The sequence below is a fragment of the Bacillus sp. CH_48 genome (genome assembly GCF_038008465.1).
Taxonomy (GTDB): Bacteria; Bacillota; Bacilli; order Bacillales; family Bacillaceae_G; genus Bacillus_A; species Bacillus_A thuringiensis_S.
In genome coordinates, this window is record NZ_JBBOZF010000001.1 from 230,703 (window position 1) to 251,011 (window position 20,309).

Genomic DNA, 20,309 nt, shown 5'->3' on the forward strand with positions numbered 1-20,309 from the left:
CTTGAAAAAGAAACTTTGTCTTTAACTTCTAAATTAAATGGATTAAAAGAAAACAAGATTCATCTAGATGGATCTAAGTACATTTATACAACTATTAAAAAAGGGATTATTAATAATACGAACTACTGGCTATTAGCACGCAGTGATTCATTAGCGAAATTAAAGAGCATGCATTCCTTAGCTAAATTTACTAATTCACTACAAAAAAAGGTAGAATCCTCTGAAATCCTATTAAAGACACAAGATTTATTTAAAGGAAAAATAAGAGTAGTATTAATTGAACAAAATGGATCCTATGACTTACTTACTTATTTAAGGTATGAAATGCATACTAAGAACGAGAAGATAGCAGAGTTTATGATTGGATATTATGGGGATTCAGAAGAGCTCCGCATTTGTACTATTGAAATACTAGAAAATAGTAAGCGAAATATGGGGATTGGTACTTGGATACTTCGTTTCATTTTAAAATTGGGAAACGACTTACAAGTAAAAAAAATAGCTGGTGCTGCAAGACCTTTAAATATTTCTGATCCGAACATGTGTCCTTCCAGATTAATGGCGCTTTATGAAAAAAACGGGTTTACTATTCTTAATAAAGATACAGGGGATTTCGAGCTTAAACTATGATATTTGGTTTAATAAAGTTTTACGAATTACAAAATGTATGGAAAAATACTAGTTGTATAATTGTAGAAGGACATGAATCTCTAAACTAAAATCGTATTAATAAACAGGGTGAAGTAGCTACTTTTATGAATTTTATAGGTACTTTCATGTCCCAGAAAAGAGACATGAAAGTATTCTAAATAAGTAGATTTATAGGGGATAAAATGTTCCATTTTAATAATTATAAATCTCATTCACTTATACAAAAGACAAGAAGCTTCTTGTTTTTAGCTTTAGACAAAGCAAATTTATATCAAATTTAAATAACTAAAAGAATCATAGATCTTAGAGAAATAGCATCTATATACTTATTATTATAAGGATTTTCCCAATGGAAACATAATATTTATTTTGCCAACTTTTCAATGATTGGAGCTTTAGCGGATAATTCACCAGTTGCCATATTCTTCATAAAAGATACCCCATAAATAGTAATTGTATCTCCAATATTTATATCTTGTAAGACTTTAGAAGAGACGGTAGCGCTAACAGTCGAACCTTCACTAGAAATTTCAACAGTTTCCTTGGTTTTATTGATTACACTTCCAGTGTACATTTTATATTGCTTTTTTAGAACGTTTTCTTCATTTTCTTTTTGAACAATTGCATATTTAGCTGTAGCTGGATCACCTGGTATTGACCCTATAAACATAGGAGCATAAATGGTAACTGTATCCCCAATCTGAATACTTTTAAGTACCTCAGGGGAAGGAACGTTAGCGTATACACTTGATTTTTCATCAGAAACTACTAATCCATCTTCCGTTTTTTCAATTACTTTACCTGAAAATTTTTGGTGTTGATCCAGAGCATTTTGTTCTTTTTTATCGACTTCTGATATAGAATTCGCTTTATCTATACTTGCATTAGGGATCACAGTCTTACTTGCCAACTTTTCAATAATTGGAGCTTTAGCAGATAATTCACCACTTGCCATATTACTTATAAAAGATGCTCCATAAATAGTAACGGTATCTCCAACTTGAATATCCTCAAGCACTTTTGAAGAAACGACAGCAGTAACAGTCCGGCCTTCACTAGAAATTTCAACAGTTTCCTTGGTTTTATTGATTACACTTCCAGTGTGCATTTTATATTGCTTTTTTAGAACGTTTTCTTCATTTTCTTTTTGAACAATTGCATATTTAGCTGTAGCTGGATCACCTGGTATTGACCCTATAAACATAGGAGCATAAATGGTAACTGTATCCCCAATCTGAATACTTTTAAGTACCTCAGGGGAAGGAACGTTAGCGTATACACTTGATTTTTCACCAGAAACTACCAATCCGTCTTCTGTTTTTTCAATTACTTTACCTGAAAATTTTTGGTGCTGATTTAGAAGGGTATTAGTACTTGTATTGTCTTTTTCTTTTAATTCAATATTCATTTCTCTTGACAGTATATCAGTTTTAGCAGTAAGTTGAGCGGCTTCAGCTCGTGTGATGAATCTATTTGGTTGCCAGCCGTTATCAGTACCATTAGAAATTTTTAAGTCAATTAAAATATTGGCATACTTTTCTCCCCAATGCCCTTTTAAATCCTCAAATTTACTTTGGCCATTATCATTTGCTGTACTTTGTAGTTTATAAGCATTTACTAGCATCGTAGCCATAGCAGCACGTGTAACTTTTCCAGTTGGATTGAAGATGCCATTCCCTTCTCCTTTAATAATGCCAGCTTTTTCAGCTGCAGCAATATACGGAGTAGCCCAGTGGTCTTGGGTATCTGTAAAAGAAGGTTTAGCTTTTGTATCAATTTTTATCCCTAAGGCTTTTGTTATAATTGTTGCAGCGGAAGCTCGATCTAACGTAACGTTTGAGCCGAAAGTTCCATCTGGATAACCAACTATGACTTGTTTATCCACTAAATAGTTTACAGATTGTTCTGCCCACTTTGGAACATCAGGAAATTTGTAAGTATCCGCTAAAATATTAGAAGAATAAGATAATATAGCTCCTGCAAGGATACCTGTTGTAATTAATTTGCGCTTCATAAAAATACACACCTCTACCAATCTATTGTATTACCAAATTGAGATTTTTTATTTTTATATTTATATGTTTGTGATGATGCTGACATCTATTCAATTTGGTGTAACGATTATAGTTACTTATATGCATGAGTGTCAATGAATAACTTTTACAAAAATGTTTAATATTAACATGAAAAATCAGTATAAATTAATTTTATTTACTGAAAATTAATAAGGTGTTGACGTATTAATGTATACTTAACTATAATTAATCGTGATTAATTGAGATTGATTTTCAAGTTTGTATACTAGTTTAACAAGTATACAAAAACTAACTTGAATTTAATTAAAAAAATTGAATATAAACTTATATTTGTTCATTGACACTTATATACAGGCGGCTAAAATCGTTGAACCAAATGTATGTTATGCTTAAAAATTTTTAAACGATACATATTGATAGAAAATGATAGAAAATCTTTTCTCTATATACTCTGTTGGGGAAAGAACCTTTATTTATGCAACTCCTTATATATATTGTCCATTAACAATATAGTTTATTATTAAATAAGCTCACCAACATTTATTGCAATTTTTTATTACTAATTCTTAATAAAGGAATAATGTAAATTAAATGCATGAAAATGGATAGAAATTAAGATTTAGAAGGAGAATATTTTATGAAATCCAAGTTAATTGCTACAGGAATTATTGCAGGAAGTCTACTATCCTACTCATCTAATATATTTGCAGATACTCACAAATTTCCTGATGTTCCCAAGTGGGCAGAGCAATCTGTAAACTATTTAGTGGATAAACAAGTCATAATTGGTTATCCAGATGGAACTTTTGGTTCACATGATTCATTAGACAGAGCTTCCGCTACGAAAATCATGACAAAAGTATTAGGTATACAAATTGACTTCGATGCAAAACCATCCTTTACAGATTCCCAAAATCATTGGGCTACTCCGTATATTGCTGCAGCTGAAAAAGCTGGCATTATTAAAGGAGAAGGGAATGGCATCTTCAATCCAACTGGAAAAGTTACACGTGCTGCTATGGCTACGATGCTAGTAAATGCTTATAAACTACAAAGTACAGCAAATGATAATGGCCAAAGTAAATTTGAGGATTTAAAAGGGCATTGGGGAGAAAAGTATGCCAATATTTTAATTGACTTAAATATTTCCAATGGTACGGATAATGGCTGGCAACCAAATAGGTCTATAACACGCGCCGAGGCCGCTCAACTTACTGCTAAAACTGATATGTTACAACAAAATCTAAACGATGGTTTAGAAGGAAAAGAAATCATTACTGCTACATCATATGAAGATTTAAACTTAACAGTGGCTTCTAATATTACTGCCCAAGAGATTGATAGTTTTATTGCACAATACCATTCAGATAGTCCATTAATGGGACATGGACAAGATTTTATAAATGCGCAAAATAAATATGGCGTGAATGCACAGTATTTAGCGGCACATGCAATTTTAGAATCTGGATATGGAAAATCAGAAATTGCATATCGAAAACACAATTTATTTGGGTTACGTGCGTATGATAAGGATCCGTTTAAATATGCAAAATATTTACCAACCTACGGTGACAGTATTGCTTATAATGCCAATTATGTACGAGAAAGATATTTAGAAGAAGATGGGATGCATTATAACGGACCAACATTAGATGGTATGAACGTAAAATATGCATCAGACAAAGGCTGGGCTGGAAAAATTGCAAATATTATGGAACGTATTAAACCGTTCCGTGTGGCAGACTATACATCCGCAAAGAAATTACCGAAAAACCCCGAAACATTAGATGTTGAAGCGTTATCTAATAACATTCCATTTAACATGTATGAAGATGGGACAACAGCAAATGTTGTATCAACAGCTGCTTATTACCATGTACCGTATCCATTTAACTTAAAAATTAAAAGTAAATCAGATGTAGCTTTCGAGGAAAATAAAGTTGGTACAGTAACTCGTGGAACAAACATCTTTATTTATCGTGAAGATCCAAATGGATGGGTGGAATTCTCTTTTGACACTACTGGAGAAAAATACTGGACATTAAAAAGTAAATTAAGTATGTAATTAGAAAGGTCTCTTTCACTACTCATAATCGTTTAGATTTAAATGACATATAATTATGAGACAAGTTTTTTACTTTTTTAAATATAGTTATGTACACAAAAAAGTTAGAGAATTATTTTCTCTAACTTTTATGCGCTAGTACTTGAAATTAAAAAGATGGTGGGGTTACTCCAAATATAACAGTGACTTTGTGTAAAGAAGTGTTTTCCCATTTATGTTTTACGTATGGTGGGATTTTAACACTATCACCTGGGTTAAGAAGTAAAACCTCATCATTTAGATATAGTTTTACTTGTCCTTCCATAACAAATGCTATTTCTTCACCTTTATGTGCCATAGGCTCCATAGAAGAAGCGGTTTGAGGTAACAGATTCATTAAAGCTAATTCCAGTGATCCATCTAAATTAGGTGATAATAACTCATACGAAACATTGCCGCTTTCAGGGAAAGTTATTTTTTTTCTTTGATTAGCTCTTACAACTAATTCTTCTGTAATGGTATCTTCTAAGAAAAAATTAAATAAAGCAATATTTAATGCTGCAGAAATTAGTTTTAGTGTTTGTAAGGATGGATTCGTGATTCCTTTCTCAATCTGACTTAACATGGAAGGTGTTATATCAGCTAATTCAGCTAACCGTTTACTAGTTAATCCAGCACCTTTTCTAAATACCATAATTTTTTCACCGATATTAATATTGTTCATATGCGTAATCCCCTTTAAATAAGTAAATAAAATTAAAATTAATGTTATTCACTTATACTAAACATGTTGTTAATATACTTAATTATAATAAAGTATGATTAATTTTCAAGCACCTGCATAGTTGTGAGAATAGTAAATAAGACGAGAAATGATTGATACTTATTTTTCCATGTGAACTATTAAGTATGATGACCTGATTATATGATTGAATTTCTGTATAAGATTTTGGGATTGACAATAATGCAATAGCGGATGGACTGGCACTTGGAATAGCATCTGGGTTTGTAGGGGAAGCAATGGAACCATTTTTATGTGGGGCATATACAGTTGGTGATAATCATTTATATAAACTATTAAAAAAAATAGTGGGTAAAGAGGTTATTTAGCTAGAACCAACAATATTAGCAGGAATGATTAGACCTATTAAATTGCATAAAGTGGGGGGAGAGGCTCTTTACAAAATAATGATTTAAAACATAAATTGAATCAAGGTACACAAATTGTATAGAGAGCAGGAGGAAGTGTGATTCCAAAAAAAGTAATGGAAGAAAATACAAGCAAACAGATTCTCAGTTAATTAAAAAGAAGTTCTAATAAATAAATAAATAAATAAATAAATGACAACATATGAGTAAACACCAATGCTTTATTATAAAATTTTTTAGGAAGTGAAAACATTATGAAATCAGCTTTAACTAACATTATAATCTCCTTGATTCTTGCAGTAGGAGGGGTCATTTCGCTTTTGTTTAATTTAATGGGAGGTCAAGATTGGATCTGGGATTGGGTAGGGTTATTACTGGCATATCTATCTTTGGGCATTTTAATAGGCTTATATAATAAAACTGTGGATCACAAAACAGTACCTAGAATATTAAAAAGAATTTTGTTTATTTCCTTTAATGCTACAGTATTAGGAATAATAATAGGGATAACATGCCAACTATTAGGAAAGGCGAATCTTACTATAATGATGTATTATTGGTTGATAATGTTATTACTACATTTCATTACTATAATAACATTAGTTATCCTAGTATTTACACATCTAAATAGTCAAAACTACAGCCTGTTATATACATTTATTGTGATTTTAAATATTTTCCTTACCCTAGGACCAGTATTATATCCTTTGGTTCTAACTATCATAGGAAATGGCATGAATGCTAGTGCAGGACACTAATTTTTATCTATATAGATTATTAAAATAAGTAACCCAAAATTGAAAGTGGTTAAATTAAAAATTATAAACTAATAAGATAATATAACTAAACAACCTAAAGTGGAATAATAGGATGGAAAGAAGATTATAATATGAAAATTAAGCTTAAGAAAAAAAGAATTATCAGTGTATTGTTGGCTATTACATTAGTAGCAATAGGGTATTACATGTTTCAATCTATTACGAATCCTAACCTGGTAAATGCGGAAGAGGCAAATAGTGTTCAACAAGTGAGCAGTCTACCTAAAAATGAATTAAAAAAATCGATACCTACTCGTTTTGATGGTAAAGAAAGAAAAGTTGTATATTTAACTTTTGATGATGGACCAGGAAAATATACAGCTAATTTATTAGATGTATTAAAGAAAAATGATGTGAAAGCAACATTCTTTTTAATTGGCGACAATGTGAAAAGGTTCCCAGATTTGGTGAAACGAGAGCATGTAGAGAACAATTATGTGGGCATGCATAGTATGACACATAATTTTAAAAAGCTATACACCAATCAGGAATATGTTAAGGAAATGAAAGAAGATCAATCTTTAATTAGAAATGTTATTGGAAACATACCAAAATTAACACGCCCACCATATGGATCAATGCCTGGATTAAATGAATCACTTCGAAATGAAGTGGTCGGAAATAATTTAAAAGTATGGGATTGGACAATTGATTCTCTAGATTGGAAATACAATAAATTACCTGTGGATGTAGCAGCCGCAAAAATTGCTCAAAATGTCTTAGCAGGTGCGACGTCTTCGAAGGAAATTGTTTTAATGCACGATATTCATCCACAATCTGTTGCGGCTGTTCCAGCAATTATAAAAGGATTAAAAGAAAAAGGGTATGAATTTGAAGCTTATGATGAGAACAATCATTTCCCAATAAACTTCTGGCATGATAATCGTATATAAAAAGATATGTATTAGTTAAAAGAAAATCAGAATAGAATAAGCAATTCATATAGGGTTTAAATATTTGTAAGAGCGTGTTTAGATAAATAGATGAAAACACGCTCTTTTTACCCAACTATTTTTTATTTTAGATTTAAGTATAGACTTTCTTATGTTAGAAAACTTTATCTGATTCTTTTAATGGATATAAATAATTAAAAGTCTTTTATTTTTACGCACATAATTATTTAATCATTATATAACAATGGAGTGAATTTAATTGTCATTTTTAAAAAACAGTAAAATTGGCACAACACTAAACGCAATGGTAGTTATAGCAAGTGTCTCTTGTATCATATTATCTATACTAGGATTTTGGGGCCTTAAAAAAGGGGAGCATGCTTCTACTACTATGTATGAAGATAGTTTATTACCAATCCAGTGGATAGGAGCTATAGAGTCTAATTTTTATCTGATCAATATGAATGTAAAAGAAACGATCCTATCAAAAGATGAAAAACGAATAAAGGAGCTTTTAAATGAAATAGATGTAGCTCGTACAGAAACTGATCAGTTATTAAAGAAGTTTGAGACTAGAGTTAGTTCTAGTAGAGAAAGGGAATTGTATAACACATTTTATACAATATTTAAAGAATTAAGAACACAACTGAAAAACGTGCAAGATTTGGGACAATCTAATAATGATGAAGCATATGCTTATTACCTAAAAGAGGTTGACCCTAATATGAAAAAGTCAATTCAGGCTATTCGTGAACTTATCCAATTTAATAATAATAATGCAGATCAATTACAAAAAAATAATACTGACAGTGCAACAAATACCATGATGCTATTTGTTAGTATCTCTATTATAGCAATTGCAATTGTTATTTTTATTGGCTATATCATTAAAAGTGCGATTAAACAACCAATTGTACTATTAGAAAGAGATATGGAGCGAGTATCTGAAGGTGACTTAACGATACGTACTACCTATAAATCAAATAATGAATTGGGAAGCATTGTGAAGTCTTTTAATAGTATGCTGGATAACTTGCAAAAATTAATTGGAGAAGTAAAAAACACAACACAAGAAGTTATTTCTTCTACTGATGGGATGTTACAAGATACTAAACGAGCATCTCATATATCAAGAGAGGTTGTTCATACAATATCTGAGGTCGATAAAAGAATAGAAGGACAAGTTACTAGTATTCAGGAAAGTTCATCATCAATGGAAGAAATTGCGACTGGAGTTCAAACAGTAGCTGAATCCTCAGCAACGGTTACAGAAGTGACTATCACAACAACAGAACAAGTTAATTCTGGTAGTGAAGTGATAAAACAATCTATACTTCAAATGAATAATATTTATGAAGTTGTTGAAGATACATCCAAAGTAATAGAGAGACTTGTTACACGTACGCAGCAAATTGATAAAGCTTTGGATACGATCACTAATATTGCTGAACAAACAAACCTACTTGCCTTAAACGCATCAATTGAAGCTGCACGTGCTGGAGAAAACGGTAAAGGATTTGCAGTGGTGGCAGCAGAAGTGGGGGATTTAGCTGAGAAATCTAAAAAATCCGCGAATGAAATTAATAATTTAATTCAATTAATTCAAAGAGATACAAAAGATACAGTTGATGCAATGCAAAAAGGCCAACAAAAAGCTTTAGAAGGAAAAGAAACTGCTAATAAAGCAGATCAAGCCTTTTCATCTATTATGGTGGCTATTAATAAAATCACCAGCCAAATTCAAGAAGTATCTGCAGCAACAGAGGAAATGTCTGCGGGTACAGAAGAAGTAAATGCTTCTATGTCGAGTGTTTCTGAAACCGCAACGCAAGTAGCTAAGGAAACAACTCAAACTGTACAGTCTATCCAATCACAAGCAGCATCAATAGAGGAGATATCGCATCAATCTAACAAAATAAAAGAAAAAGTAGAAGCATTATCAGTATTAGTTTCCAAATTTATTGCTTGAGTAGCAAGACAAAAAGCAATAGAAAATATCAAATGTGCTGTAAGAATAATAAAAAAGACGATTTGTCGGTAGGACTCCTTTTGTAGAATTGTACCTTTAATGACGTTGACGAAATTTTTAATTTAGGATATTATGTACGTATATCATTGGAATTGGGTAGTAATTGTTTTAATACAAGCTAAGCCTATTCATTAGTGTGTATAGAAGATTTTAGGTACTTCTATGCATTTTAATGGATGGGCTTTTTTATGTTATATCGGAATAATATATAACCCCTATAAAATGAAAGATATAAAGAACCCATACTTAAATATCCTTGATTGGAGTGAGATATATGGAAGTTAAAAGGAATCTAAATAACAATGTCGTTATTACGGAGGATAAAAACGGTAAAGAGATTATAGTTATGGGTAAAGGAATAGGCTATCAAAAGTCAAAAGGTGATGTAATTGACGCAAGTAAGGTAAACAAAATTTTCCGTATAGCTAACCAAGATATATCTAATAAATTACAAGAACTGCTAAATAACATACCCATTGAGCACATGAAACTTTCGGATGAAATTATTGCATATGCCCAAAGAAAATTAGGTAAAAAACTCAATGAAGGTATTTATATTTCATTGAGTGATCACATGCATACTGCAATTCAAAGGATTAAAGAAGGAATTCAGATTAAAAATGCACTGCTATGGGAAATAAAAAGGTTTTATAAAGATGAATTTCACATTGGAATGAAAGCACTAGATATTATAGAAAAAGAGACACACATTCGTTTACCTGATGATGAGGCGGGTTTTATTGCTTTTCATATCGTAAACGCTCAGTTGCATAAAGAACAGCCAATCGTACATGAGATCACGCAGTTGATTCAAGAAGTGCTGACAATTGTAAGAGTTCACTTTGGTATTGAGATTATAGAAGAATCGGTTTCCTCTTATCGTTTTATTAGTCATTTAAAGTTTTTTGCATCCCGGCTAATTACCAATAGCACATATAGTGATGAGGCTGATGAAGAGCTACTTGAGATTATTAAAAATAAGTATGTAAAAGAGTTTGAATGTGTTTCAAAGATCCAACTATTTATCCAAAAGAAATACGGGTATTATTTAAGCTCTAATGAAATGATTTATTTGACTATTCATGTATCAAAGGTAGTTCGAGAGTCGAGTAGATAGGTAAAGGAGCATTAAAGGTGGTGATGACTGTAAACATGTAATACATAGCTGGATGGTAACATTAAGTTGGCCAGACCTTCACTATTTCTGTTAATAAATACATGAAAAGATGGAGGATTGAAAAATGAGTAAATACAACGAATTAGCAAAAAAAATTATTGAAGATATAGGTGGAAAGGAAAATATAAATAGCTTAACACATTGTGTGACTCGACTACGTTTTAAATTGAAGGATGAGTCCATTGCAAATGATGATAACTTAAAAAATATGGATGGTATTGTCACCGTCATGAGAAGTGGTGGCCAATATCAAGTCGTTATCGGAAACCATGTACCACAAGTATATGATGATATTAGCGCACTAATCGACGGAGATCAACTGAATGCAACCAAACAAGTTGAGAAAAAGCCTGAAAAACTACTACATAAAGCAATTGATATCATATCAGGTATATTCCAACCAATATTAGGTATTATGGCTGCGTGTGGTATGGTGAAAGGACTAAATGCGCTGTTTATTGCTATAGGATTATATAGCTCAACTTCGGGTGGCTCGATGGTCATTAACGCAATCGGTGATGCTTTATTTACTTTTCTACCATTATTTTTAGGTTATACTGCAGCTAAAAAGTTTGGTTTAAAGCCCATGTTAGGCTTAATTGTAGGGGCTATTATGTGTTATCCAAGTATACAAGCTAGTGTTATTTCTTCAAGTACTAGTGCAATGTATACATTATTTCAAGGTTCTATGTTTAAATCGCCGATTTATATCGACTTCTTTGGCATACCTTTAATTTCGATAAACTATACAGGTACAGTTATTCCTGTTATTTTAGCTGTATATTTCGCAGCAAAATGCGAAAAAGTTTGTAATAAGTTTGTACCAGATTTACTTAAATTCTTCTTTGTTCCAATGCTTACAATATTAATTGCATTACCGGTTGCATTTATTGTAATTGGACCACTTGCAACCTTTGCTTCAACAATTGTTTCTGAATTTGTATTTGTAGTTAGAGACTTTAGCCCATTGTTTGCTGGCATCATAGTAGGAGCTACTTGGCAAATACTAGTTATCTTTGGTATACATTGGGGATTCATACCTGTATATCTAAATAATATTATGACTATGGGATACGATAACGTGATGATGCCTTTCTTTGCTTGTACTTTCGCAACTGCGGGAGTTGTCCTAGCTATATTATTTAAAACAAAAGACAAGAAATTGAAGGAAATGTCTTTACCAAATTTCTTATCCAGTATATTCGGAGTAACAGAACCAGCTATTTATGGAATTCTATTACCCTTAAAGAAACCATTTATTATTAGTTGTATTGCTGGTGGTATCGGTGGGGGATTCTATGGATTCTTTAATTTAAGAAAGTTTATGGCTGGTGGAATGGGTATTTTTGAATTACCTGCGATGATTGAACCGGATGGAGCAATGGGGAATTTAATAGTTGCGGTTATCGGTATTGTAATTTCAATGGCAGTTGCATTTATATTGACGCTGATTGTATATAAAGAGAAAGAGACTGCTGACGCAGGTGTGAATGAGTCTCAAATTGAAACTAGCCAAGATGAAAAGAAAAGTAGATTAGAGAAAGAAATAATTGAAAGCCCAATTAAAGGTGAAGTGCTGCAATTAAAAGATATAGAAGATGCGGCTTTTTCATCAGGTGTATTAGGTAGTGGAGTTGCAATCGTACCTGCAGAAGGAGTGGTTGAGTCTCCTGTAAATGGGGAAGTAACAGCGTTATTCCCTAGTTTACATGCGATAGGTATTACATCGGAGAATGGAGTGCAAATTCTAATTCATGTTGGTTTAAATACAGTCCAATTAGAAGGTAAAGGATTTAAAGCTTATGTAAAGCAAGGCGAAAAGATAAAGAAAGGTCAACGATTGTTAGAGTTCAGTATTGAAGAAATACAACAAGCTGGTTACAGTGTTGTTACTCCAATAGTTATTACGAATTCCGCAGATTATTTGGAGGTTGCGGAGAGTAAGGAAGGTAACGTGGATAGAGGATCGAATTTAATTACGGTTGTATTTTGATACCAAAGACGACCAAGTTTAGACGAAAAAGTTATCTATACATGATTATTAAGAATAATACTTCGATATTGGAGGAATGAGTGATGAAGTTTAGTGATGATTTTTTATGGGGTGGAGCTACCGCAGCCAATCAATGTGAAGGGGGCTATAACGAAGGTGGGAGAGGACTTTCGAATGTCGATGTATGCCCAACAGGAGAAGCTCGATCTTTAGTAATTACAGGAAAGATGAAAATGTTTGATTTTGATAAAAATTACTATTATCCAGCTAAAAAAGGCATTGATATGTACCATCATTTCAAGGAAGATATTCAATTATTTGCTGAAATGGGCTTTAAGGTTTATCGAATGAGTATTGCTTGGACTAGAATCTTCCCATTAGGCGACGAAGAAAAACCAAATGAAGCGGGACTTCAATTTTATCAAGATTTATTTGAAGAATGCCGTAAATATAATATAGAGCCGCTCGTTACCATTACTCACTTTGATTGTCCGATGCACCTAATAAAAAAATACGGTGGTTGGAGAAACCGTAAAATGATTGATTTCTATATACAACTATGCCAGGTCATTTTTAAAAGATATAAGGGTTTAGTTAAATACTGGTTAACGTTTAACGAGATTAATATGATTTTACACGCTCCATTCATGGGGGCAGGAATTTATTTTGAAGAAAGTGAGAATAAAGAAAAGATAAAATATCAAGCTGCACACCATGAACTTATTGCAAGTGCAAAGGCAACTAAACTGGCTCGTGAAATAGATGGAAATTATATAGTCGGCTGTATGTTTGCAGCAGGAAGTGTGTATCCTTATAGTTGTAATCCCAAAGATGTTTGGGAAGCCACAAAATTAGATCGAGAAAGTTATTTCTTTGTTGATGTACAAGCAAGAGGAAAATATCCAAACTATGCTCTGAAAGAAATGGAACGTAATGGGACGATGCCAATAATGGAGAATGGGGACGAAGAGCTCCTCGCAAAATATACAGTAGATTTTATTTCCCTTTCCTATTACAACAGTCGCTGTGTTAGAACAGATAGTGATGGGGGAGATAATGCAGAAGGAAATTTATTTGCATCTACCAAAAATCCTTATTTGAAGTATAGCCAATGGGGATGGCCTATAGATCCGATGGGGCTAAGAATTACTCTAAATCATGTCTACGATCGTTATGAGAAGCCATTATTTATTGTAGAAAATGGGTTAGGGGCAAAAGATGAAGTGGACAAAAATGGTTATGTGGAAGATGATTATAGAATTGATTATTTAAGAGAACACATCCAAGCGATGAAAGATACGATTCAGTTTGATGGGGTAGATATTCTAGGATACACAACATGGGCACCTATAGATTTAGTGAGCGCAGGATCTGGTGAGATGGATAAGCGATATGGATTTATTTATGTTGACCAGGACAATAAAGGAAATGGAACACTAAAAAGAAGTAAAAAGAAGAGCTATTATTGGTATAAAAAAGTTATTTCCACGAATGGCGAAGATTTAGATTAAATAGTGTAGATGGCGTAATCACAGGGTTACAGCTATGATGGAAGAAATACTTCGTCACTGTACAAATGTGGATGCTAAAAAAAGGAAAATTAAAAATATACAAAAAAGAATCCCTAATTTAAAAGGATTCTTTTTTGTTCTTAAAAGCATTTATTGAGATGGCATCACGTTTTAAGAGCCCTACATAATTAACTGGCTAAATACTTAAAGATGTATTAATTATATAAGTAGGAGAATATAAAAGCGAAAGTTTAAACTAGAATCTCATGAACAATTTATGATAAATTGCCATTATCATAAATTTTAGAGGTACTATCATGTCTTAATAACGGGACATGATAGTCTAAACTTCTGTTAATTTTTTCGTTTTTATATTAATGGGTATAGGAAAGTATTCTACAAATATAAAATAAGATTGACAACAATAGATTACAAGTGTAATATTCAGTTGAGATTACATTCGTAATCTATGGAGGTGAAATTATAACTAATGAAAGAATTACCTAAAATTTCAGAAGCTGAATTAGAAGTTATGAAAGTACTGTGGGCGAACTCTCCACAAACGGCAAATGAAGTAATTGAAGCGTTGGAGGTGAAAATGGATTGGAAACCCAAAACGATTCGAACGCTGATTAATCGATTAGTACACAAAGAAGCAGCGGCTTACCATCAAGATAAAGGGCGTTTGTACTCTTATTATCCTTTGGTATCGCAAGATAGTTATTTACAAGTAGAAACGAAATCTTTACTTAAACGTTTCTATGGTGCAGCATTTAAACCTTTGCTTGTAAATTTCTTGAAAGAAGAAAAGCTGTCTTCAGAAGATATTAACGAACTTAAACGCATTCTTGATGAGAAAACTGAGGAAAATCAGAGGAAGGATAGATTATAGTGATAGAAAAATTTATAAATATCTATCTACCTGCTTTTTTTGATTGGATGATTGAGACCTCCATTATGGCTAGTATATTAGTGGGTCTAATCTTATGTATCAAGGTCTTGTTTAAAAATAAGTTAACGCCACGCTGGCAATATATGCTGTGGATCATATTAATTATAAGACTTGTATTACCTTGGTCGCCAGATAGTTCCTATAGTATCTATTCTGTTCTTACTTACAAGAGTGATGATGCATTCATTTCTAGCCAAAACCCTGTAGCTAGTTTTGTTTCAAAAGAACGCATGCAAGAATTGAAAGGTATAGACGATACAAAGGTTCTCCCAAAAGAAGATACTTATACCTCAAGTTCAACACAAGCTGATCAGGCAAACAAGACACAAACACACAATAATAAAAAGCAGGATAATGAGACGATTTCATTTTATACAGTCTGTATATGCATTTGGCTTACTGGCGTTATCCTTCTAAGTGTTGCTACTTTTGTAATGAACAGGCGTGTATTACTTTACATAAAAAAACAGCCTGTTATTACAGATGAGAAGATTGTTCAAATTTTTGAAAAGTGTAAGCAATCTATGTCTGTTCAAAGGAATATTCCTTTGCTTGTATCTGGAAAGGTTTCCAGTCCGACAGTGTTGGGATTTATTAAGCCAAAGTTGTTATTGTCAACTGTACATATGAAAATATTAGATGAACAACAGTTACGATATATTTTCCATCATGAATTAGCTCACATCAAACGAAGAGATGTTGGAGTAAATTGGCTTATGCATGGCTTACTCATTTTAAATTGGTTTAATCCCATTCTATGGTATGCCTACTCATGTATGCGGGAAGATCAAGAACTAGCATGCGATGCATTAGCCCTTACATATATAGATTCAGAGGAACAAATTGCGTATGGACATACTATTATTAGTCTATTGGAACATTACTCAAGTTATTATCAAGTACCGAGTATGGCAAATTTCAGTAAAAATAAAAGGATGTTAAAAAGGAGAATTTTAATGATTAAAAAATTCAAAAAAAATTCATATCGTTGGTCTGCACTAGGAGCTGTAGCAGTTATTGCAGTATCATCTGTATCCTTATTAAATGCCCGTGCTGATATACCAACTAATTCTGAGAAACAACAAACAGAAGTGAAAAATAATATGAACGAATTAAAAACACAACCCGAAATCTTTATACAGCAAATTGTAGAAAAAATGATTGGTACAAAAGAACAGGCAGAAGCAGAATTTTTAGTTTCCGAAGGAGAGTACAATATTTTACTTAAAGAACTTGGAGTGGCACGAAACCTGTTTACGAAAGAAGAATTTGAACGATTTGTTGATTTAGAAACAGAGTCATATACTTTGGGCAAAAAAATAAAGCTAGTTGGGAGTCCTGAAAAGTTAGACACAGAGGAACAGAACAAATATAAGGAAAATGATAAAGAAATTGGACCATTTAGAGAGAAAATTTATTGGAATTTTAGATTAACTAAAAAGGAAGCACAGAAGTATCTTGATTTTCCAATTAAGACACCAACTTCTGTAGTAAAAGAGTTTAAACTAGCTGGAGAAGATGTTCAAACTTCGATGACTCCTGGCAGGAAGAATCCTGTTATTGTTTCTGAATATCGCAGAGGAGATTCGTTGTCTTGGTATGTTGTGAACCAATCTGTAGTTAGAGATAAAGAAGAAAATCCATTTTACGGTATAGTAGAAGAGAGTGAAAAGTTAACAAATTATGAATTAGAAGGTGCAAACATTACTTTTGCAGAATCATCTGAAAGTACTACGAAGTATATGGAAGTAATTGTTCCTGCAAAAGGAAAAAATAGCGCTTATCAAATCATAATACTTGCAAATGATGTTAGTAAAGAAGAATTAGAGAAAGTTATCCTGTCCTATATAAAATAAAAAAATAGAGTCTGAGGATCCTGTTCCTGAGGCTCTATTTTTTTTTTAGAAAGAATCATTCTACGCGAATGTACAGAAAAGTTCTCTGTTTATTAATAGAATTACTATTAAAAATCATGATAAAGATGCTCGTAGATATATATAACTAAAGCAATTCCTTTATAAAAAAGTACCCACTTGGTTGTCCTAAAACAATGATACGAATGGAAGTATCCACTTTCTTGTCTAAAAAGTGGCCATTTTCATGTCTTTCTACAACAACAAGATGGGGGGGGAGGGGTTAACTCTCATCTTCTCAAGAGTTCGTTAAATTCCTATTTAACGAACTCTTGGATACTGGAACTCTATTCCTATTATAGTGGTAGCTTAGTTGGTTTTTAGGTTTGTAATTCATAGCTAGTTTTAAGTTAAGTGACTATTTTGATTGGTCTATAAAGAATTAATTGTTTCGTGTCCTTATCAGCTCAATTAATTCTGGAAATAATAAAGATTTTATAAATTTTTGGCTATAATTACTTTATATTTATGATATTTTAACCCTGTTACATTTATTGCAAGTGACAGATATCTTTGAAGCGTAGAAAGATCTTATTTCTACGCTTCTTTTTAATAAGTAGTAGATTTAGTGTTTTTTCAGATTTGTTATATAAGATTTTACAGCTTGTAATAAGAATTCTTCCTGTCTCATACCAGCTTCCTCTGCCATTTGAACTACTTTTTGCTTGAATTCATGATCTGCATGAAAAGTTAATGGCTCTACATTACTTTTAAAGTAAATACCTTCTACATGTGGAAGGATCGTGCCGGCTTTCATATGAGAATATAAGTACTTAATCTCCTCTTGAAACTGCAATGGATCTACTTGTAATACGAAAGGTTTAATTTCTAATCTGATAGTATCTGATGAAATACTCAATCGCATATTTGTGACACCTAGCTCCTTATAAAATAAATTTATTAGATTATAAGTTATGGAATTAAATAGTTGAGGTTTTTTAAATGAAAAAGATAAATACCCTCGTTTTGTAATTACCGCTTTTTTAATGAAAGGTTCAAAGGTGTAATCATGTTCCTTATAAGTGGATAGAGGGAAAATTTCTTCGTCCTCTGTAAGAATCTTCCCGTCTGCTCCATTGATCTCTATTACCCTAGCTGTTTTTCCGTTATGTTGATGTGTTAATAATTGATATAAGTATATATCTTCATCTTGAATCTTCGTAATGAATGTTTTTCGCTCTTTTGTTTTGGTTTTTTCATAATCAAGCATAAAAATCTCGAGCTCTTCCTCATCGATAATATATACTTGTTTTCCTCTTTTTTCTACCATTGTTGCGGGTAATTTTCCAGATTTGATGTATGTAAAGATAGTAGATGGTGCAACATTAAGAATTTCAGCTACTTCTTTCGTGCTAAGGCCTTTAACCTTATTTTTATTTTTTAAACGTTCAATATCCTCTAAATAGAAAATCTTACTACCGAATTGCTTCCAGTTATCTTTATATACACATTCTATTAATCCATCTTTTTCTTTTTTTAAAATTGTTTGTACCGTTACTCCTAATAAGTCGGCTGCCTCTTTGGTCGTTACAGTAGGTTTTGTAATGAACAATAAATCGTGTGTCATAAAAGGACACCTCCATAACTATCGTTTGCTAATATTTTAGATATGTATATATCATATCAGAATCTGATTTATATTTAAAATAAGAAATAGATTTTATTAAACATCTTAATCATTTTTATGGTTTGAAAATCTTTTTAATTCATTTTATATGTTAATAACTTTTTATTGTTGTTTTTGTTATTAAAGTAATATAAAAATTATGGAGTTAACTATTAAAAAATATCTATTTACTAATAAACTATAAAAAAATATAAGTATAAGTAAACAGAGAAGAATGTAGCGTTCTTACAGAAAGAAAATGAAATATCATTTGTATAATTAATAGAAGTAAAATAAAATGATAATTATAAGTAATAAAGATAATTATATTAATAATCTTCAATAGGAGAGGTTAATTCGAAATATGAATAATAAATATGTAAAAGAAAATTTATCAATTATAAACAATCAAAGTGAGTATATAGATACATATGTAGAGAATATAAGAGATATCGTTCCATTTCTGCATAACAATAGTTATGTAGATAAGGTGGAAGAGAAGATGGAGGTTGCAGAAAAAGAGGGAAAGAGTAAATATACGTATTTAAGTGACATAGAAGTCATTTATCATTTCGTACATTTACAAAAAGATATGGATGAGAAGAAGAATAGAAGAGAGGATACGAAAAAGAGTTATATCTCAGAAATTGTATTATTTTGTCAGTGCATGGTGCAGCATGCAGAAAAATTTGAATTGAATGGGGAAGAGGTACAGAAAAAGGAATCTTTATTGAAAACATTGCAACCTTGGCATATTCGTAAATACAATTCTTGGTTGAAACGGGTAGAGAACGGTAGGAATGGTGACACATATGCAGTTGCAACACTTGCAAAGAAAACAGTGCTCATTCGTTCTTTTCTAAAACATCTTCATGTATTTTCTTATATTGAAAAACCTCTTCATGAAGAACTGCAGCGCGCAAATGTAAATGAGCAGGATCGGCCAAATCGGGATCTATCCTATGATGAGGTTATGAAAATTTTAGGGTTTTATAAAGAAAGAGGACATTTAGTAAACTATACAATTTTACTTGCACTGGCAAGTACTGGTGCAAGAATTCAAGAATTGTGCAACGCGAGAGTGAAGGATTTACATTATGACGGAAAGTACTGGTTAAAAGTTACTGGAAAAGGGGATAAAGTGCGTGAACTTTTCATTTCGGAACATTTATACCAGTGTATTTGTGAAATGAGGCGGAGAAGAGGATGCCAAACCGTATTGGAAAAAGGGGATGAGAGTCCGTTATTTATAAATCAAAGAGGAAATACTTATAACTCTAAAACACTATCAAATCAAGTAACAGATATGATAAAAAAGACAAACTTAGAGTTTCTATTGTATCGTGAAAATCCAGTAACAGCGCATACATTTCGTCATGCTTTTGCAATTATGGCAGTAGAACAAGGTAATGCAGATTTATATCATTTAATGCAAACACTTGGTCATGAAAATATTCAAACGACTAAAATATATTTAGAAAAGCATATGAAGCGTAAAAATAATGTTGGATCTACTTTCGCAGATATGTTGGTTTGA

14 protein-coding genes are annotated in these 20,309 nt (G+C 32.0%); 11 read left to right on the forward strand and 3 right to left on the reverse strand.

From position 1 onward, the window contains the following. The first annotated feature begins 15 nt into the window (after positions 1–15). Positions 16–630: a GNAT family N-acetyltransferase gene (locus N2V92_RS01150; RefSeq protein ID WP_170265014.1), complete on the forward strand. Its 615-nt coding sequence runs from the start codon at positions 16–18 to the stop codon at positions 628–630. A 385-nt stretch (positions 631–1,015) separates the two neighbouring features. Here N2V92_RS01150 and N2V92_RS01155 read toward each other — a convergent pair whose 3' ends face one another. After that, entirely contained in the window at positions 1,016–2,665 is a 1,650-nt protein-coding gene (locus N2V92_RS01155) for an S-layer homology domain-containing protein (protein ID WP_170265016.1), read from the reverse strand. Positions 2,666–3,324: 659 nt separating this feature from the next. Here N2V92_RS01155 and N2V92_RS01160 point away from each other — a divergent pair. Then, a complete protein-coding gene (locus tag N2V92_RS01160) occupies positions 3,325–4,752 on the forward strand; it encodes an S-layer homology domain-containing protein (RefSeq protein ID WP_340864009.1) in 1,428 nt (475 codons plus the stop codon). Between the two features lie 148 nt (positions 4,753–4,900). Here N2V92_RS01160 and N2V92_RS01165 read toward each other — a convergent pair whose 3' ends face one another. Then, positions 4,901–5,455, reverse strand: a complete 555-nt coding sequence (locus tag N2V92_RS01165; protein ID WP_170265104.1) for a helix-turn-helix domain-containing protein — start codon at positions 5,453–5,455, stop codon at positions 4,901–4,903. A 679-nt stretch (positions 5,456–6,134) separates the two neighbouring features. Here N2V92_RS01165 and N2V92_RS01170 point away from each other — a divergent pair. The 8 genes from N2V92_RS01170 to N2V92_RS01205 all read left to right on the forward strand — a co-directional run bounded on the left by N2V92_RS01170 (position 6,135) and on the right by N2V92_RS01205 (position 17,109). Continuing rightward, entirely contained in the window at positions 6,135–6,638 is a 504-nt protein-coding gene (locus N2V92_RS01170) for a DUF3902 family protein (protein ID WP_340864012.1), read from the forward strand. 131 nt (positions 6,639–6,769) lie between these two features. Then, positions 6,770–7,591 carry a peptidoglycan-N-acetylglucosamine deacetylase gene (locus tag N2V92_RS01175; RefSeq protein ID WP_170264918.1) on the forward strand — a complete coding sequence of 274 codons (822 nt, stop codon included), beginning with the start codon at positions 6,770–6,772 and terminating at the stop codon, positions 7,589–7,591. 259 nt (positions 7,592–7,850) lie between these two features. Continuing rightward, on the forward strand, positions 7,851–9,560 hold the full coding sequence (locus N2V92_RS01180) for a methyl-accepting chemotaxis protein (RefSeq protein WP_340864014.1): 1,710 nt from the start codon (positions 7,851–7,853) through the stop codon (positions 9,558–9,560). 334 nt (positions 9,561–9,894) lie between these two features. Continuing rightward, positions 9,895–10,737, forward strand: coding sequence for a BglG family transcription antiterminator LicT (gene licT, locus N2V92_RS01185; protein WP_170264920.1), 843 nt, complete (start codon positions 9,895–9,897; stop codon positions 10,735–10,737). Between the two features lie 124 nt (positions 10,738–10,861). After that, positions 10,862–12,790, forward strand: coding sequence for a beta-glucoside-specific PTS transporter subunit IIABC (locus N2V92_RS01190; RefSeq protein WP_170264921.1), 1,929 nt, complete (start codon positions 10,862–10,864; stop codon positions 12,788–12,790). Positions 12,791–12,873: 83 nt separating this feature from the next. Further along, positions 12,874–14,301 carry a 6-phospho-beta-glucosidase gene (locus N2V92_RS01195; RefSeq protein ID WP_170264922.1) on the forward strand — a complete coding sequence of 476 codons (1,428 nt, stop codon included), beginning with the start codon at positions 12,874–12,876 and terminating at the stop codon, positions 14,299–14,301. Positions 14,302–14,791: 490 nt separating this feature from the next. After that, positions 14,792–15,193, forward strand: a complete 402-nt coding sequence (locus N2V92_RS01200; RefSeq protein WP_170264923.1) for a BlaI/MecI/CopY family transcriptional regulator — start codon at positions 14,792–14,794, stop codon at positions 15,191–15,193. Continuing rightward, positions 15,193–17,109: a M56 family metallopeptidase gene (locus N2V92_RS01205; protein ID WP_170264924.1), complete on the forward strand. Its 1,917-nt coding sequence runs from the start codon at positions 15,193–15,195 to the stop codon at positions 17,107–17,109. Before N2V92_RS01200 ends, N2V92_RS01205 begins: the two co-directional genes overlap by 1 nt. 622 nt (positions 17,110–17,731) lie before the next feature. On the opposite strand, the gene N2V92_RS01210 is transcribed toward N2V92_RS01205, so the two are convergent. Further along, complete coding sequence (locus tag N2V92_RS01210) at positions 17,732–18,733, reverse strand: helix-turn-helix domain-containing protein (protein ID WP_170264925.1); 1,002 nt, start codon at positions 18,731–18,733, stop codon at positions 17,732–17,734. 403 nt (positions 18,734–19,136) lie between these two features. On the opposite strand from N2V92_RS01210, the gene N2V92_RS01215 reads away from it, so the two are divergent. Next, the gene (locus N2V92_RS01215; RefSeq protein ID WP_170264926.1) at positions 19,137–20,309 is read left to right on the forward strand and encodes a tyrosine-type recombinase/integrase; all 1,173 of its coding nucleotides are present in this window, start codon (positions 19,137–19,139) and stop codon (positions 20,307–20,309) included.

Excerpts from the sequence above, each read along its gene's own strand:
- N2V92_RS01155 (WP_170265016.1), bottom strand. The coding sequence starts at position 2,665 with ATGAAGCGCAAATTAATTACAACAGGTATCCTTGCAGGAGCTATATTA.
- N2V92_RS01160 (WP_340864009.1), top strand. The coding sequence starts at position 3,325 with ATGAAATCCAAGTTAATTGCTACAGGAATTATTGCAGGAAGTCTACTA.
- N2V92_RS01165 (WP_170265104.1), bottom strand. The coding sequence starts at position 5,455 with ATGAACAATATTAATATCGGTGAAAAAATTATGGTATTTAGAAAAGGT.
- N2V92_RS01170 (WP_340864012.1), top strand. The coding sequence starts at position 6,135 with ATGAAATCAGCTTTAACTAACATTATAATCTCCTTGATTCTTGCAGTA.
- N2V92_RS01175 (WP_170264918.1), top strand. The coding sequence starts at position 6,770 with ATGAAAATTAAGCTTAAGAAAAAAAGAATTATCAGTGTATTGTTGGCT.
- licT (WP_170264920.1), top strand. The coding sequence starts at position 9,895 with ATGGAAGTTAAAAGGAATCTAAATAACAATGTCGTTATTACGGAGGAT.
- N2V92_RS01190 (WP_170264921.1), top strand. The coding sequence starts at position 10,862 with ATGAGTAAATACAACGAATTAGCAAAAAAAATTATTGAAGATATAGGT.
- N2V92_RS01195 (WP_170264922.1), top strand. The coding sequence starts at position 12,874 with ATGAAGTTTAGTGATGATTTTTTATGGGGTGGAGCTACCGCAGCCAAT.
- N2V92_RS01200 (WP_170264923.1), top strand. The coding sequence starts at position 14,792 with ATGAAAGAATTACCTAAAATTTCAGAAGCTGAATTAGAAGTTATGAAA.
- N2V92_RS01210 (WP_170264925.1), bottom strand. The coding sequence starts at position 18,733 with ATGACACACGATTTATTGTTCATTACAAAACCTACTGTAACGACCAAA.
- N2V92_RS01215 (WP_170264926.1), top strand. The coding sequence starts at position 19,137 with ATGAATAATAAATATGTAAAAGAAAATTTATCAATTATAAACAATCAA.